Here is a 16,737-nt window from a genome sequence, read left to right on the forward strand (position 1 = left end):
ATCTGTTATTCCTCGCTGGCGCTGTCGTCCAGATCCTTGTCCACATTGCGGGCCTGGGCCTGATACAGGCGGTAGTAAGCGCCTTCGCGCGCCATCAGTTCGTCGTGCGGACCGTCTTCCACCACCACGCCGCGATCCAGCACCACCAGGCGGTCGGCCTTCTGCAAGGTTGACAGGCGGTGGGCGATGGCGATGGTGGTACGGCCTTGCACCAGGTTGTCCAGCGCCTTCTGGATTTCTTTTTCGGTTTCCGAGTCGACCGAGGCGGTGGCTTCGTCGAGGATCAGGATCTTCGGATCGATCAGCAGCGCGCGCGCAATCGAGATGCGCTGACGCTCGCCGCCCGACAGGCCCTGGCCGCGCTCACCGACCATCGAGTCGTAACCCTGCGGCAGGCGCAAAATGAATTCGTGCGCATGCGCGGCGCGGGCGGCGGAGATGATCTCTTCGCGCGTCGCACCCGGCTTGCCGTAGGCCAGATTCTCGGCGATGGTGCCGAAGAACAGGAACGGCTCCTGCAGCACCAGGCCGATATTGCGGCGATAGTCCGACACCGCAAACGAGCGGATGTCGACGCCGTCGAGCATGATGGCGCCTTCGGCCACGTCGTAGAAGCGGCAGATCAGGTTGACCAGCGTCGATTTGCCGGAACCCGAGTGGCCCACCAGGCCGACCATCTGACCGGCCTTGATATCCAGGTTGATGCCGCGGTTGACCGCGCGGTTACCGTAGCGGAAGCCGACTTCGCGCAGCGAGATATTGCCTTCCACTTTATCCAGCTTGACCGGATTGACCGGCTCCGGCACCGACGACACGTGGTCGAGGATGTCGAAGATACGCTTGGCGGCCGACGCCGATTTCTGCGTCACCGAGACGATGCGGCTCATCGAATCCAGGCGGCCGTAGAAGCGGCTGGCATACGCCACGAACGACGACAGCACACCCACCGTGATATTGCCCTTGGAGACCTGGTAGATACCGAACACCCATATCACCAGTAGTCCCAGCTCGGTCAGGAAGGACACGGTCGGCGAGAACAGCGACCACACCTTGTTCAACTTGTCGTTGACGGCCAGGTTATGTTTGTTGGCGGTGCGGAAGCGGTTGGCTTCGCGCGCTTCCTGGGCAAAGGCTTTCACCACGCGGATGCCGGGAATGGTATCGGCCAGCACGTTGGTCACTTCGCCCCACACGCGATCGATCTTTTCAAAGCCGGTGCGCAGGCGGTCGCGCACCAGGTGGATCATCCAGGCGATGAACGGCAGTGGCGCCAGCGTGCAGATGGCCAGCCACGGATCGAGGTTGAACAGGATCACGCCGGTCATGATGATCATCAGGCAGTCGGACAGGAAGTCCAGCAGGTGCAGCGACAGGAACACGCAGATGCGGTCACTCTCGGAGCCGATGCGCGACATCAAATCGCCGGTGCGCTTGCCGCTGAAGTATTCCAGCGACAGTTGCAGCAAGTGTTCGTAGGTGGTGGTGCGCAGGTCGGCGCCGATGCGTTCCGACGCCAGCGCCAGCACATAGGTTTTGCCCCAGCCGAAAATCCACGCCAGGATAGACGCCCCGACCAGGCCGGACATATACATCACCACCAGCATCGGATCGACGGCCTTGCCGTTCTGGTACGGGATCAGCACATTGTCCATCAGCGGGATGGTCAGGTAGGGCGGAATCAGGTGGGCGCCGGTGGACAGCAGCATGAAGGTAAAGCCCAGCGCCAACTGCCATTTGTACGGCTTGGCGAAGCGCCACAGGCGAAACAGCGTCCACGTCGATGGCGGCGTGTAGACCACCTTGGTGCAGATCGGGCATTCCTCCTGCTCCGGCTCCATCGGCGCCTTGCAGCTTGGGCAGACGTTTTTATCGTCGACGATGACCGGCTCGCCGGAGGCGTGGCTGTCGAGATGGGCCTCGAATTGTTCGACCAGGCGGATCGCCGCCAGGTTCTGGCCCAGCGTGAAGCGCCAGGCGGCCAGACGGCCTTGTTTATTGATCAACTCCAGATGACCGACGCCGGCATGGTCGTGGTGTTTCAGCACCAGATCCGGCGAAAATGCCCACGATTCCCATCCGGCCGCCCCCGGCGCGCGGGCCAGAACGCGGTGTGGCGTTACCAACACAACACCCTTGGAAAAACGAAGTTGCTGATCCAAGTCAACCTCCAGGGCACCTGCAACGTTTTCCCCTTGGGAAAGTTGTGCCTGTATCTCGGAACGCCAGCGTTCAGGTAGTTCGCTCTGGCTGGATACGGTGGAAAGTTGTTCTGTCGTCATCGTGTGGCGTACTCCTGAGGGGAAAAGGGCTGTTGTAACGTATTATTTACGGTATTCTGTCAGTGATTAAACATTTGACAGAAAACAATAAAATCAGATGGTTGCGGCGGCGTCAAACTTGACGGCAAGTATACCGCACAGCAGCATGGCAAGGGTACAGGGTTTACAATACGGCGCGGGCTGGCTCAGCCGATAACAAAGTTATAAGAATCAATACATGACTAAGAAGAAAGACATTGAAGTTCAGCGCGTAACTTATTTGCGCGGACCCAACATCTGGACCTATCGCCCGGTAGTCGAGGCGTGGCTGGACATTGGCGAGTTGGAGAACTTCCCCTCGAATTTGTTGCCCGGTTTGTATGAGCGCCTGACGGCGATCCTGCCGGGCCTGATCGTCCACCGCTGCGGCGTGGGCGAGCACGGCGGCTTCCTGGAGCGCCTGCGCGACGGCACCTATGCCGGCCATATCCTGGAACACGTTGTGCTGGAACTGCAAAACCTGGCCGGCATGAAAACCGGCTTCGGCAAGACCCGCGAAATCGGCGAGAACACCGGCCTGTATAAAATGGCCTTCCGCACCCGCCAGGAAGAAGTCGGCCGCGCCGCACTGGCCGCCGGCCGCGACCTGCTGATGGCGATGATCGAAGACCGTCCGTACGATCTGGCCGCCACCGTGGCGCAGCTGACCGATATGGTCGAGAGCCTGTGCCTGGGCCCAAGCACCGGCAACATCGTCGATGCCGCCGGCGTGCGCAAGATTCCTTTCATTCGTCTGACCGACGGCAACCTGGTGCAGCTGGGCCATGGCGCCGCACAACGCCGCATCTGGACCGCCGAAACCGAACAGACCTCGGCCATCGCCGAAGGCATCGCCAGCGACAAGGATCTGACCAAGACGCTGGTGTCCTCGTGCGGCGTGCCGGTGCCGGAAGGCCAGTTGGTCAAGAGCGCCGAGGAAGCGTGGGAAGCCGCGCAGGACATCGGCCTGCCGGTGGTCCTGAAACCGTATGACGGCAACCATGGCCGTGGCGTGTCGCTGAACCTGAGCACCGAAGCCGACGTCGCCGCCGCGTATGCGCTGGCCGCAGTGGAAGGCGACAGCAGCAGCGTGATCGTCGAGCGATTCATCGTCGGCGAAGAACATCGCCTGCTGGTGGTGGGCAAGCGCATGGTCGCCGCCGCCGCCGGCGAGTCGCTGTGGGTGACCGGCGACGGCAAGGCCAGCGTGCTGGAACTGTGCAACACGCAAATCAATACCGATCCGCGCCGCGGCGATACCGAAGAATTCCCACTGGGCCTGGTCACGCCGGATACCTCGGGCGAGATCGTGCTGGAACTGAAGCGCCAGGGCATGACGCATGACTCGGTGCCGGCCGAAGGCCAGAAGGTGCTGATCCAGCCGAACGGCAATGTCGCCATCGACGTCACCGACAAGGTGCACCCGCAAGTGGCGGCCATGGCCACGCTGGCGGCGCGTATCGTTGGCCTGGACATCGCCGGCATCGACCTGGTGACCTCGGACATCAGCCGTCCGCTGGAAGAAACCGGCGGCGCCATCATCGAAGTCAACGCCAGTCCTGGCTTGCTGGCGCATCTGAAGCCGGCCGAGGGCGAACCGCGCAACGTCGGCGAGGCGATTGTCGATCACCTGTTTGGCGACGCCACCGGCCGCATGCCGATCGTCGGCATCACCGGCAAGCATGGCACCACCATGACCGCGCGCCTGGTCGCCTGGCTGCTGCAAATCAGCGGCAAGAAAACCGGCCTGACCTGCGCCGACGGTTTGTTCGTCAACGGCCGCCTGCTGCCGCGCGACGGCTTCAGCGACTGGGAAACCGGCGAGCGCCTGCTGTTGAACAAAAACGTCGAAGCCGGCGTATTTGAAAACAGCGCGCGCATGATCCTGTCGGAAGGCCTGGCCTACGACAAATGCGCGGTGGGCGTGGTGACCGACGTCAGCGACTTCGCTGACCTGAACGACTTCCACATCGACAGCGAGAACAAGCTGTATAACGTGCTGCGCACCCAGGTGGATGTGGTGCTGCCGGACGGCGTGGCGGTGCTGAACGCCGCCGATCCGCAAGTGGTGGAGATGGCCGACCTGTGCGACGGTGAAGTGATTTTCTACGGCGTCGACGAGCACCTGCCCGCCATCGCCGCGCACCGCCAAGACAACCAGCGCGTGGTGTTCGAGCGCAAGGACGGCGTGAATAACAGTATCGTCATGGCGATCGGCCACGAAGAAGTGGGCACTTTGCCGCTGTCGCCGCTGGTGCCGCCGGAAGCCGTGCTGGCCGCGATTGCCGCCGGCTGGGCGCTGGGCCTGACGCCGGACCTGATCGGCGCCGGGCTGCGCACCTGGGAAGCGTCACCGAAACGCGTTCACCACTGATACATCATTGAGAGAATAAAAAGAGCATGGAAGTCATACGCACCCGCGCCCTTCGCGGCCCGAATCTTTGGAGCCACCACACTGCGGTGGAAGTCATCATCTCGTGCCCGCCGGAAGAACAATCGATTGCGACGCTGCCGAACTTCGTGCAGCGTCTGCACGCGCGCTTCCCCGCTGTCGGCGCACTGCAACCAACCGGCACCTCGGACGCCGTATCGCTGGCACGCGTGCTGGAAGTGGCGACACTGAGCCTGCAAGCGCAAGCCGGTTGCCCGGTCACTTTCAGCCGCACCCACGCCACGCTGGATGAAGGCATCTACCAGACCGTGGTGGAATACACCGAGGAAGCCGTCGGCCGCCGCGCGGTGGAAATGGCTGAAGCGCTGATCAACTCCGTGCTGGCCGATACCGCCTTTGACCTGGAAGCAGCGCTGACCGAACTGCGCGACCTGGATGAAGACGTGCGCCTGGGCCCAAGCACCGGCGCTATCGTCAACGCCGCCGTGGCGCGCGACATTCCGTTCCGCCGTCTGACCGAAGGCTCGATGGTGATGTTTGGCTGGGGCTCGAAACAGCGTCGCATCCAGGCTGCCGAAATGGACACCACCGGCGCCATCGGCGAGACCATCGCGCAGGACAAGGAACTGACCAAGAAGCTGCTGCATGCGGCCGGTGTGCCGGTGCCTATCGGCCGCTCGGTGGAAGACGAAGCCGACGCCTGGAAAGCCGCGCAGGAAATCGGCCTGCCGGTGGTGGTCAAGCCGAAGGATGGCAACCAGGGCAAGGGCGTCACGGTCAACATCATGACCCAGGACCACCTGGAGCAGGCCTTCCGCACCGCCAAGGAATTCCGCGACGACGTGATGGTCGAGCGCTACCTGCCGGGCCACGATTACCGTCTGCTCGTCATCGGCAACAAGCTGATTGCCGCCGCGCGCCGCGATCCGCCGCTGGTGATCGGCGACGGCACCCACACCGTGCGTCAGCTGGTCGACATTGTCAACGCCGATCCGCGCCGCGGCTCCGGCCATTCGACTTCGCTGACCAAGATTCGCTTCGACGACATCGCGATTGCGCGTCTGGCGCTGCAAGGCCTCAACGCGGACTCGGTACCGGCCAAAGGCCAGCGCGTCATCCTGCGCAATAACGCCAACCTGTCGACCGGCGGCACCGCCACCGACGTCACCGACGACGTGCATCCGGAAGTAGCGGCGCGCGCGGTGGAAGCGGCGCAAATGATCGGCCTCGATCTGTGCGGCGTGGATGTCGTTTGCGACAACGTGCTGGAACCGATCGAGAATCAACGCGGCGGCGTGGTGGAAGTCAACGCCGCACCTGGCCTGCGGATGCACATCGCGCCATCGTTCGGCAAAGGCCGCGCGGTGGGCGAGGCCATCGTCAACACCATGTTTGCGCCGGGCGAAGATGGCCGCATTCCCGTGGTGGCGGTGACCGGCACCAATGGCAAGACTACTACCGTGCGCCTGATCGCGCACCTGCTGACCGCCAGCGGCCTGCGCACCGGCATGACAAATACCGACGGCGTCTACATCGAAGGCCGACAGACCGACAGCGGCGATTGCAGCGGTCCGCGCAGCGCGCGCAACGTACTGCTGCATCCGGACGTCGACGCGGCGGTGTTTGAAACCGCGCGTGGCGGCATCCTGCGCGAAGGCCTGGCCTTCGACCGCTGCCAGGTGGCGGTGGTGACCAACATCGGCATGGGCGACCACCTGGGTTTGAACTACATCACCACGGTGGAAGACCTGGCGGTGCTGAAGCGCGTGATCGTGCAGAACGTCTCGGCCAGCGGCTTCGCGGTGCTGAATGCGGTCGATCCTATCGTCGCCGGCATGGCGCTGAACTGCCGCGGCAAGGTGATCTTCTTCGGTGCGGACCGTTCGCATCCGGTGATCGCCACGCATCTGGCGCAAGGCAGCCGCACCGTGTACGTGGAAGACGGCCATCTGGTGGCGGCGGAAGGCCGTGAACAGAACCGCATTCCCCTGTCGGCTGTGCCGATCACCCGTAACGGCGCAATCGGCTTCCAGGTGGAGAACGTGATGGCGTCGGTGGCGGCAGCGTGGGGCGTGGGCATCAGCTGGGACGCGATCCGTCTCGGCCTGAAAACCTTCGCCAACGATTCCGACAATGCGCCGGGCCGCTTCAACGTCTTCGACTACAAAGGCGCGACGCTGATCGCCGACTACGGCCACAATCCGGACGCCATCCTGGCGCTGGTGAAGGCGGTGGAGACCATGCCGGCCAAGCGCCGCGTGGTGGTGATATCGGGCGCCGGCGACCGCCGCGACCAGGACATCACGCAACAGACCGAAATCCTCGGCCGCGCGTTTGACGACGTGCTGCTGTACGAAGACGCCTGCCAGCGTGGCCGCGTGGACGGCGAAGTGGTGGCGCTGCTGCGTTCCGGCCTGGCCGGCGCGCCGCGCACCTCGCACATCGAGGAAATCTACGGCGAGTTCAAGGCCATCGACACCGCGCTGGCGCGCTTGCAGGACGGCGACTTGTGCCTGATCCTGATCGACCAGGTGGAAGACGCGCTGGCCCACATCGCCAAGCGCATCAAGGAAGTCTGATCTTCGTTCGCGCCTGCCGTCCCCGTTTATTGAGCGGGAACGGCAGGCGTTTTTCTTGTCATCAGCGCCAGCGCAATCAGCGCCAATGCCATGATCCCCGCCAAAAAGCCGAGCGCCGTGGCATACAGGCCGAAGTAGCCTACCGCCAGTCCCGCCAGAATCGCCGGCACACTGAACGCGAGATAGCTCAGTGAGAAAAATCCTGCCATCAAGTCGCCGCGTTGTTCCGGCCGCGCCAATCCCACCAGGCTACGCAACGAGCCGTTAAAGCCGGCGCCGAAGCCCGCTCCCATGATCGCGGTCCCGATAAAATATGCGACGGCGGAGTAGCTGACGATGCCGGCCAGCGTCACCACCATGCCTGTGGCCAGCGCGATCGTCCCGCCGATCAGTACCGCGCGCGGTGGATGCGTGCGCACCACCAGAATCGCCGCTGCACTGGTGAGCACCAGCGCGGCGATGGCGAAGCCGCCGATCAGCGGCGATTGGCTGGCGGTGACGATGCGCACCAGGCTCGGTCCCAGCGACAGCGAGAAACCTCCCAGCGCCCATAGCGCCGTATTCACCGGCAAAACCTGCCACAAGGTGGCGCGGGCCTGCTGGGGAATCGCGATGCTCGGCCACAGCGAGCGCCAGGCGCCCGGCCTGCGCGACACGGTCTCCGGCAGGAACCACATGGCGGCCGCCTGCACGATAAACACCACGATCAGCAGTTCGAACACGATCTTGGTCGGCGCCGGCGCGAACTGCACCAGCAGGCTGGTGCCCAAGGCGCCGATGCCCATGCCGATCATCGGCGCGACGCTGTTCACCAATGCGCCGTGCGTGCGGTCGATGTCGATCAGCGCGGCGCTGAGGGCGCTGGTGACGATGCCGGTGGCGAGTCCTTGCAGCGCACGGGCGGCGATCAGCGAGGCGACCGAATCGGCGTTCAGGAACAGCAGCAGCGAGCCGACCTCCAACCCCAGGGCGAGCAGGATGATGTCGCGCCTTCCGCGGAAGTCCGACAGCGAACCAAATACCAGCAGTGCGCTCAGCAGCGCGAAGGCATACACGGAGAACACCACCGTGAGGGTGAGCGCTGAAAAGCCCCAGGCGTGCCGGTAGATCGCATACAGCGGCGACGGCGCGCTGGAGGCGGCCAGAAAGCCAACCATAATGCTGGCCAGTAGCCAGAGTGATGTCTTGGAGCTGAGTTGCTGTCCAGTCGTTTTCATAAAAAGTCCATTTCCGCACAAAAGCAAAGAATTTGCTTTTGTGCGATTAAACCACTAAAGCGAATTCTTTGCATTAGAATCGCGAAATGAACTCAAAAACATCTCCGCGCCCAGGAGGGCGCAGCGCCCGCGTTCAGGCGGCGGTACATCAGGCGGTGCAGGAGCTATCCGCTGAAATCGACCGCGCCGACCTGACGGTGCCGATGATCGCCGACCGTGCTGGCGTGACGCCGTCCACCATCTACCGGCGCTGGGGCACGCTGGCGGACCTGCTGTCCGATGTCGCCGTCGGCAGCTTGCGCGCGGATGCGCCACTGATCGACACCGGTACCGTGCTGGGCGACCTGCAAGCCTGGGCGGAACTGTATCTGGATGAAATGACGTCGGCGGTCGGCATGACCATGATGCACGACGTACTGGCCAGCAATCGCGCCGAGGCGAGTTGCCAATGCGCGGTGTACGTGGCCGGGCAAATCCAGCAAATCCTTGACCGTGGCATTGCCCGGAGGGAGGCGGTGCCTGAGGTGGACGTCGTGATGGATGGCGTCGTTGCGCCGATCATCTATCGCTCGCTGTTTGGTCCGACCCTGCCGACGCGCGCGCATATCCGCACACTGGTCGAGCGTTGCTTCGCCAAGGTAAAGCAATCATTGCCATAAGCTATCAAAGCTATAGATATTTATAGTTTTTATTTATTGACCATCCTCGTTAGAATAGCCCTACGCTATCAACAACGAGGAGCCATAGTATGAGCCAGCCACCTATCACCACCGCGTCCGGCATTCCAGTCGCCGACAACCAAAACTCCGTCACCGCCGGCCCACGTGGCCCGGTGCTGTTGCAGGACTTCCACCTGATCGAGAAGCTGCAGCACTTCAACCGTGAACGCATTCCTGAGCGCGTGGTGCACGCCAAAGGCTCGGGCGCTTATGGCACCTTCACCGTTACCCACGACATCACCAAATACAGCAAGGCCAAACTGTTCGCCGAAGTCGGCAAGCAGACCGAGACCTTCCTGCGCTTTTCCACCGTTGGCGGCGAGAAGGGCAGCGCCGATACCGAGCGCGATCCACGCGGTTTCGCCGTGCGCTTCTATACCGAAGAAGGTAACTGGGACCTGGTCGGCAATAACACGCCGGTGTTCTTCCTCAAGGACGGCATCAAGTTCCCGGACTTCATCCACACGCAAAAGCGCGATCCGCAAACCAATCTGAAATCGCCGACCGCGATGTTCGATTTCTGGAGCCGCACGCCGGAGAGCCTGCACCAGGTGACCACGCTGTTCTCCAGCCGTGGCACGCCGGACGGCTATCGCCACATGCACGGTTTCGGCAGCCACACCTACAGCCTGATTAACGTCGACGGCGAACGTGTTTACGTCAAGTGGCACTTCCTGACGCAGCAAGGCATCAAGAACCTGAGCGCCGAGGAAGCCACGCGCATCGCCGGTTCCGATCCGGACTACGCGCAGCGCGATCTGTTCAACGCCATCGCCGGCGGCGACTTCCCGCGCTGGGACGTCAAGGTGCAAGTCGCCACCGAGGCCGAACTGGCGACATGGGAAGCGCGCACCGGCTGGAATCCGTTCGACCTGACCAAGGTCTGGCCGCATGCGGACTTCCCGATGCTGCCGGTCGGCGTGCTGGAACTGAACCGCAACCCGGTCAACTACCACGCGGAAGTGGAGCAAGCGGCGCTGTCGCCATCGCACGTGGTACCGGGCCTGGGCTACTCGCCGGACAAGATGCTGCAAGCGCGCCTGTTCGCCTACCACGACGCGCAGCTGTACCGCGTCGGCACTAACCACCAGCACCTGCCGGTGAACGCGCCACGCTGCCCGTTCCACAACCAGCAGCGTGACGGCGGCATGGCTATCGCCAACGGCGGCGCAGCGCAGAACTACGATCCGGTGCAGGGCGGCGGCAGCAATCCGCAAGGCCTGGGCCATGGCGAACCGGCGCTGGCGCTGCAAGGCGCGGCGGCCCGCTACGATGCCCGCGGCACCGAGGACGATTACACCCAGGCCGGCAACCTGTTCCGCCTGATGCCGGCGGATGAACAGCAAAACCTGTTCAACAACATGGCCGGTCCATTGAGCCAGGTCAGCGCCGAGATCATCGCCCGTCAGCTGGGTCACCTCGACCTGGCCGATCCAGCCTACGGCGCCGGCGTGCGCGCAGCGCTGAAAGCGAAGGGCGTGACCGTCGCCTAAGATGGCATACAATCTCCACGTTGCCGTGCATCGTGGAGGTCTGTCTTGAGCCGCAAATCAGCTTGTCCGCCATCGCCAGCCTTGCCGGGTCAGATTGTTCTGGTCCTGCAGGGCGGCGGCGCTTTGGGCGCTTATCAACTGGGCGTGTACCAGGCCTTGCACGAAGCCGGCATCGAACCGGATTGGGTGATCGGCACCTCCATCGGCGCCATCAACGGCGCCATCATCGCCGGCAATCCGCCCGGGCAGCGGCTGGACCGCTTGCGCGAGTTCTGGCATCGGATGGAGCGCAATGCCTTCGGCTTCTCCACCATGCCGCGCGCGATCGCCAATGCGATCACGGTGGGGCAGGGCATCCCGGCCTTCTTCGAACCTAATCTGACCTCGTGGTGGAATCCCGAGGCGCGCGTGGGAATCGAACACGCTTCCTTCTATCAGACCACGCCTTTGCGGAATACGCTGGAGGCGCTGGTCGATTTCGATTATCTCAATCAAAAGCAGATGCGCCTGACGGTGGGCGCGGTCAATGCGCGCAGCGGCGCGATGCGCTACTTCGACAGCAAGCAGGAGCCGCTGCGGGTCGAGCATGTGATGGCCTCGGGCGCGCTGCCGCCGGCCTTTCCGGCGGTCCGCATCGACGGCCAGCCGTATTGGGACGGCGGCATCTACTCCAACACGCCGATCGAGGCGGTGCTCGATGATGAGCCGCGCCGCAGCTCGGTGATCTTCTCGGTGCAGGTGTGGAACCCGGACGGCAGCGAACCGGAAAGCGTGCTCGATGTGCTGGATAAGCACAAGGAGATCCAGTACGCCAGCCGCGCCAGCAATATCGAGCAGCAGCGCAAGCTGCACCGGCTGCGCCATGTGATACGCGAGATGAGCAAGCATCTGTCGGCGGACGAAGCGGCATCGCCCGAGATGCGCGAGCTGGCTTCATGGGGCTGCGGCACCGACATGCACGTGGTGTCGCTGCGCGCGCCGCGCATCGGCAATGAAGACCATACCAAGGACATCGACTTCAGCGCCGCCGGCATCCGCGCCCGCTGGCAGGCCGGCTATGACGATACGCAGCGCTTCATTGAACTGCGGCCGTGGCAGCAGGCGATCGACCCGATCGAGGGCATCGTGATCCACGAACTGCCATCATGAAAAAAACGACTGAAAAGCAGGAATTTAATTCATAAATATGCAGTTTTCCTGATTCTATACTGAAACAAAAGAATGAGGAGAACCACCATGTATGAAGATCGCATTCGCCGCCCGGCGCTGATGAACAAACTGATGAGCGCCGAACAGGCCGCCTTTTTATTCAAGGACGGCATGACGGTGGGCATGAGCGGCTTTACCCGCGCCGGCGACGCCAAGGCGCTGCCCGCAGCGCTGGTCGAACGCGCCCGCCAGGGCAATCCGCTGCAACTGACGCTGCTGACCGGCGCTTCGCTCGGTAACGACAGCGACGGCCTGATGGCCAACGCCGGCGTGGTGGCGCGCCGCATGCCGTTCCAGGCCGATGCCGCGCTGCGCCGCAAGATCAATTCCGGCGAGGTGATGTTCATCGATCAGCATTTGTCGGAGACGGCCGAGCAGTTGCGTTCGGGCGACCTGAAAGGCATCGACATCGCGGTGATCGAGGCGGTGGCGATTACGGCCGATGGCGGCATCATTCCCACCATGTCGGTCGGGAACTCGGCTAACTTCGTGCAGCAGGCCGGCAAGGTGATCGTCGAGATCAACCTGAGCGCGCCGCTGTCGCTGGAAGGCTTTCACGATATTTATGTGCCGACTGCGCGCCCGCAGCGCGAAGCGATTCCTTTGCTGACGCCATGGCAGCGCATCGGCGTCAACGCGATTCCGCTCGACCCTGAGCGCATCGCCGCGATTGTGATTACCGATAGCCCGGACAGCCCATCCAACGCGCTGCCGCCGGATGACGAGACCGACGCCATCGCGCGCCACATCATCACCTTCCTGGAAGGCGAGGTGAAAGCAGGCCGCATGGATACTTCACTGCGTCCGCTGCAGGCAGGCATCGGCACCATCGCCAACGCGGTGCTGCATGGCCTGATCGATTCGCCGTTCCGCGATATGACTATGTTCTCGGAAGTGCTGCAGGATAGCGCGATCGAGCTGCTGGATTCGGGCCAGCTGAAGATGGCGTCGGCGTCGTCGATCACGCTGTCGGCCGCCATGCACCAGAAGTTCATCGACAATATCGAGCAGTATCGCGAGCGCATCGTGCTGCGGCCGCAGGAGATCAGCAACCACCCGGAGATCGTGCGGCGGCTGGGCATCATCGCGTTGAATACGGCACTGGAGTTCGACATCTACGGTAACGTCAATTCGACCCACGTCGGCGGTACGCACATGATGAACGGCATCGGCGGCTCGGGCGACTTTGCGCGCAATGGCCAGTTGTCGGTCTTCGTCAGCAAGTCGGTGGCCAAGGATGGCGCGATTTCCAGCGTGGTGCCGTTTGCCTCGCACGTCGATCACACCGAGCACGATGTCGATGTGCTGGTGACGGAATGGGGCCTGGCCGACTTGCGCGGCCTGGCGCCACGCGAACGGGCGCCGCGCATCATCGAGAACTGCGCGCATCCGGATTACCGCCCGCAGCTGCGCGCCTATTTCGAGGAAGCGCTGCAAGGCGGCGGCCAGACGCCGCATGTGCTGGAGAAGGCATTGTCGTGGCACGCCCGCTATAAACGGGAAGGGAGCATGCTGGTAAAATAATGGTCATCTGCATTCACTTAATATTGGATCAACATGACCATTAAAATCAGCCAGAACTTCGACTCCGGTGCGATCGAAGTTCTGCGCGCGGACAGCGCAGCCTCCATCGAACTGAATCTGCGCAAGGATTCTCACGCTGACATCCATCAGTGGTTCCATTTCCGCGTGCAGGGCGCGCGTGGCCAGAAGCTGACGATGCGCTTCCTGAACGCCGGCCAGGCCACCTATGCCAAGGGCTACGAGGATTACCAGGCGGTGGCCAGCTACGACACCGAGAACTGGTTCCGCGTGCCGACCAGGTTCGATGGCGCGGTCATGACGATTGACCATACGCCGGATACCGACAGCATCTACTACGCTTACTTCGAGCCGTATTCGTTCGAGCGCCATCTGCGCCTGCTGGGCGAGGTGGGCGAGCATCCGCTGGCGCGCGTGCTGGACCTGGGTTCGACGGTCGATGGCCGCGATATGAACCTGGTGGTCATCGGCAAGCCGGAAGCGGAAAAGAAAATCTGGTTCATCGCGCGCCAGCATCCGGGCGAGTCGATGGCGGAATGGTTCATCGAAGGCCTGATCGATTCGCTGCTGGACGATGCGAACCCGATCGCCCGCAAGCTGCTGCAGCGCTGCGTGTTCTACATTGTGCCGAACATGAATCCGGACGGTTCGGTGCGCGGCAACCTGCGCACCAATGCGGCCGGCGCCAACCTGAATCGCGAGTGGATGACGCCTTCGGTCGAGCGCAGCCCGGAAGTGCTGTACGTGAAGCAGAAGATGCACGAAACCGGCATCGATATGTTCTTCGATATTCACGGCGACGAAGCATTGCCGTACAACTTCGTGGCCGGTAACGAGATGCTGGAGAACTTCAGCGACGAGCGCCGCCAGAAGCAGCAGGCGTTCATTGACCGCTACAAGAATGCGTCGCCGGACTTCCAGGATAAAGTCGGCTACGCGGCCAGCAAGTACAAGGAAGACATGCTGACGCTGGCGTCCAAATACGTCGGCCACCACTTTGGCTGCCTGGCGCTGACGCTGGAGATGCCGTTCAAGGACAACGCCGATCTGCCGGACCCGCACGTGGGCTGGAATGGCGCGCGCAGTGCGGCGCTGGGCGCCTCGATCCTGCAACCGATCCTGCTGTCGCTGGACGACTACTGATCGTGGGCGTCGAGATCGAACGCAAGTTCCTGCTGTCCGGCGATGACTGGATGGCGCTGGGCGAGCCGGTGTTTTTTCGCCAGGGCTATCTGTCGTCCAGCAAGGAGCGGGTGGTGCGCGTGCGCATCGAGGGCGAGCGGGCGGTGATCACGATCAAGAGCGCCAACAAGGGCGCTACGCGCGGCGAGTGGGAGTATGAGATTCCCGTCGCCGATGCGGCTGAGCTGCTGAATGGTTTGTGCGAGCGGCCGTTGATCGAGAAGTACCGCCGCCGCATTACGTTCGCGGGCAATGTGTGGGAAGTGGATGAGTTCCTCGGCGTGAATGCCGGTTTGGTGGTGGCGGAGATCGAGTTGCAGTCGGAAGACCAGCAGTTCGACAAGCCGGACTGGATCGGCGAGGAAGTCACCGATGACCTGCGCTACCTCAACTCGAACCTGATTAAAAAGCCGTTCTCCACTTGGTAGGATGCCCGTTTTGTCCTAAGCTGTAGGAATGGACAACGAGGTTTCAGCGCTCAAGGCGCATATAGATGCGATCGTGCCGACGTTAGCGACGAAGGCCGATATTGAGATTTTTCGCGCGGAAATGCACAAGATGTCGGCTGAAGGCTATCGCTGGATGGTGGCGTCGATGATCGGCATGTTTCTCGGTTTCGGCGGGCTGTATTTCGCGGCAAATAATGCAACGAGGTCACCGCCGCAGCCGACGCCGATTGTTGTGCAGGCGCCGCCGGCGCAGACGCTGCAGCCAGCGCAGAGCAATCAGCCGATCGTGATCTATTTATCGCCGCCACCTTCCAAATAAAAAGCCCCGTGAGGGGCTTTTTATTTAGTGGAAGTGCTCGGTGCCGCTGGGGGCGTCTTCGGGCATTTCGGCGTGGGCCAGTTCGCCTTGCGGGTCGGCGAACAGCGGGGCGCCGCAGTCGTCGCAGAACTCGACTACATAGCGTTCGCTGATCTTCTTGACCTGCGTGACGCCCGCCTCGTTCAGGTGCGAGATGATGTCTTCTATCGGCGTCATCGGCTTTTGTTCCAGTGGGACGGCGCCTGGACCTTCGGGCGGCGTGCCTTCCTCATCTTCCTGGCCATACAGCGGCCACACCACACCGTAGATCACATCGCTCGACGAACGCTGCGTAAAGGCCACGCGGTATTCGTCCACCTGGTTCTCCGCGCTTTCTTCGCCGAAGCCGGCGATCACCGCGCGCAGTTCGGACGGCTCCACGCCCAGCGTGTGCGTCAGGTAGTGCACGGCGGCGCGGATCGAGACCGGACGAATTTGCTTGTCCGCCTCGCGGCAGGCCATGTAATAGGCTTCCGGCAGCAGCAGCTCGACGCCGCAACCCGGCAGCAGGCGGTTGACGGTCGGCGTGGCCTGCGCGCGCCATTGCTCCAGCGCGGCGCCGCGTTCGACGGCGAAGTTGGCCTGGTGTGCCGGCATCTGCCAGCGGAACAGCGGTCCGCCGGCCGGCGCCACCACGGCCACCAGCAGGTAGCGGGTATCGGCCAGGAACGGCGCGGTTTCCGGCACTTTGGTGTCGACCTTCAGCGTCGTGCCCTTGACGGCGGCCTGCGCCAGCTTGTGCACTTTGCCGTAGGTCTCGACGTGGCTGCGCGGCAGCTGGTCGATGGAGAACAGCGTCGGTGACACCGCCAGCTGCGTACCATCGGCCAGCAGGTGGGCGGAGAAGTGCGCCGTCAGCGTTTGCAGGATGTCGGCCGGGATCGCGCCGGAGGCGATGGCGAAGCGGGTCCAGGCCAGGATAGGCGCGGCCACCAGCAGCACGTCATACGCTTTGCTGACGCCGTCGGCGGTGTCGATGGTGATGTGGGCCGATTCGCTGGCCGCTTCCACGCTGTCCATCAGCACGTCGTAGGCGTTCAGGTCTTCCTTGAACAGCGCGTTGAGGGTGGCGTCGACGGTGTCCTGGTGACCGGTTTTCAGGAGTTTCTGGAGCTGCGCATCGAGTGAGTGCTCCCAGGCCCGCTCTTCGATGCGACTGGCCGCCTGCCCGACTGCCTGGGCATAGGTGGCGAGGCGTTGGCTCTCGGAGGATAACTTGTGGGATGAAGCTTTAGATGGACGACGCATAGCGCAATAAGAGTCTCAGGTAAGAAAAAGCGGAATAAAAAAACGGATCAGT

12 protein-coding genes are annotated in these 16,737 nt (G+C 62.8%); 9 read left to right on the forward strand and 3 right to left on the reverse strand.

Features of this window, described 5'->3' with window-relative positions; translation table 11 throughout:
- Positions 1-5: 5 nt before the first annotated feature.
- Entirely contained in the window at positions 6-2,279 is a 2,274-nt protein-coding gene (locus GTP69_RS03570; RefSeq protein ID WP_161053598.1) for a cyanophycin metabolism-associated ABC transporter, read from the reverse strand.
- Between the two features lie 217 nt (positions 2,280-2,496).
- Between GTP69_RS03570 and GTP69_RS03575 the strand changes: the two genes are divergently transcribed.
- Positions 2,497-4,671: a cyanophycin synthetase gene (locus GTP69_RS03575; protein WP_161053599.1), complete on the forward strand. Its 2,175-nt coding sequence runs from the start codon at positions 2,497-2,499 to the stop codon at positions 4,669-4,671.
- A gap of 26 nt (positions 4,672-4,697) precedes the next feature.
- Positions 4,698-7,268, forward strand: coding sequence for a cyanophycin synthetase (gene cphA, locus GTP69_RS03580; protein WP_161053600.1), 2,571 nt, complete (start codon positions 4,698-4,700; stop codon positions 7,266-7,268).
- A gap of 26 nt (positions 7,269-7,294) precedes the next feature.
- On the opposite strand, the gene GTP69_RS03585 is transcribed toward cphA, so the two are convergent.
- The gene (locus GTP69_RS03585) at positions 7,295-8,485 is read right to left on the reverse strand and encodes an MFS transporter (protein WP_161053601.1); all 1,191 of its coding nucleotides are present in this window, start codon (positions 8,483-8,485) and stop codon (positions 7,295-7,297) included.
- 86 nt (positions 8,486-8,571) lie between these two features.
- Here GTP69_RS03585 and GTP69_RS03590 point away from each other — a divergent pair, with 86 nt between their 5' ends.
- The 7 genes from GTP69_RS03590 (at position 8,572) to GTP69_RS03620 (ending at position 15,398) form a co-directional block, all read left to right on the forward strand.
- Positions 8,572-9,144 carry a TetR/AcrR family transcriptional regulator gene (locus GTP69_RS03590; RefSeq protein WP_161053602.1) on the forward strand — a complete coding sequence of 191 codons (573 nt, stop codon included), beginning with the start codon at positions 8,572-8,574 and terminating at the stop codon, positions 9,142-9,144.
- An 89-nt stretch (positions 9,145-9,233) separates the two neighbouring features.
- Positions 9,234-10,697 carry a catalase gene (locus tag GTP69_RS03595; protein WP_161053603.1) on the forward strand — a complete coding sequence of 488 codons (1,464 nt, stop codon included), beginning with the start codon at positions 9,234-9,236 and terminating at the stop codon, positions 10,695-10,697.
- Positions 10,698-10,742: 45 nt separating this feature from the next.
- Complete coding sequence (locus GTP69_RS03600) at positions 10,743-11,846, forward strand: patatin-like phospholipase family protein (RefSeq protein ID WP_229260803.1); 1,104 nt, start codon at positions 10,743-10,745, stop codon at positions 11,844-11,846.
- 87 nt (positions 11,847-11,933) lie between these two features.
- On the forward strand, positions 11,934-13,430 hold the full coding sequence (gene scpC / locus GTP69_RS03605; protein ID WP_161053604.1) for a succinyl-CoA:acetate CoA-transferase ScpC: 1,497 nt from the start codon (positions 11,934-11,936) through the stop codon (positions 13,428-13,430).
- Between the two features lie 33 nt (positions 13,431-13,463).
- The gene (locus GTP69_RS03610) at positions 13,464-14,591 is read left to right on the forward strand and encodes a M14 family metallopeptidase (RefSeq protein WP_161053605.1); all 1,128 of its coding nucleotides are present in this window, start codon (positions 13,464-13,466) and stop codon (positions 14,589-14,591) included.
- Positions 14,592-14,593: 2 nt separating this feature from the next.
- Positions 14,594-15,058 (forward strand): CYTH domain-containing protein, encoded by a 465-nt coding sequence (locus GTP69_RS03615; RefSeq protein WP_161053606.1) that lies wholly within the window; start codon positions 14,594-14,596, stop codon positions 15,056-15,058.
- Between the two features lie 28 nt (positions 15,059-15,086).
- Positions 15,087-15,398, forward strand: coding sequence for a hypothetical protein (locus tag GTP69_RS03620; protein WP_161053607.1), 312 nt, complete (start codon positions 15,087-15,089; stop codon positions 15,396-15,398).
- Between the two features lie 24 nt (positions 15,399-15,422).
- Here the strand turns inward: GTP69_RS03620 and GTP69_RS03625 are convergent, their stop codons facing one another.
- Positions 15,423-16,685: a DUF2863 family protein gene (locus tag GTP69_RS03625; protein ID WP_161053608.1), complete on the reverse strand. Its 1,263-nt coding sequence runs from the start codon at positions 16,683-16,685 to the stop codon at positions 15,423-15,425.
- Positions 16,686-16,737 lie beyond the last annotated feature (52 nt).

It is taken from the genome of Duganella levis (genome assembly GCF_009857605.1).
Taxonomy (GTDB): domain Bacteria; phylum Pseudomonadota; class Gammaproteobacteria; order Burkholderiales; family Burkholderiaceae_D; genus Rugamonas; species Rugamonas levis.

Bases quoted from the DNA above. Each gene is read 5' to 3' on its own strand.
- GTP69_RS03570 (WP_161053598.1), bottom strand. From the start codon at position 2,279: ATGACGACAGAACAACTTTCCACCGTATCCAGCCAGAGCGAACTACCT.
- GTP69_RS03575 (WP_161053599.1), top strand. From the start codon at position 2,497: ATGACTAAGAAGAAAGACATTGAAGTTCAGCGCGTAACTTATTTGCGC.
- cphA (WP_161053600.1), top strand. From the start codon at position 4,698: ATGGAAGTCATACGCACCCGCGCCCTTCGCGGCCCGAATCTTTGGAGC.
- GTP69_RS03585 (WP_161053601.1), bottom strand. From the start codon at position 8,485: ATGAAAACGACTGGACAGCAACTCAGCTCCAAGACATCACTCTGGCTA.
- GTP69_RS03590 (WP_161053602.1), top strand. From the start codon at position 8,572: ATGAACTCAAAAACATCTCCGCGCCCAGGAGGGCGCAGCGCCCGCGTT.
- GTP69_RS03595 (WP_161053603.1), top strand. From the start codon at position 9,234: ATGAGCCAGCCACCTATCACCACCGCGTCCGGCATTCCAGTCGCCGAC.
- scpC (WP_161053604.1), top strand. From the start codon at position 11,934: ATGTATGAAGATCGCATTCGCCGCCCGGCGCTGATGAACAAACTGATG.
- GTP69_RS03610 (WP_161053605.1), top strand. From the start codon at position 13,464: ATGACCATTAAAATCAGCCAGAACTTCGACTCCGGTGCGATCGAAGTT.
- GTP69_RS03620 (WP_161053607.1), top strand. From the start codon at position 15,087: ATGGACAACGAGGTTTCAGCGCTCAAGGCGCATATAGATGCGATCGTG.
- GTP69_RS03625 (WP_161053608.1), bottom strand. From the start codon at position 16,685: ATGCGTCGTCCATCTAAAGCTTCATCCCACAAGTTATCCTCCGAGAGC.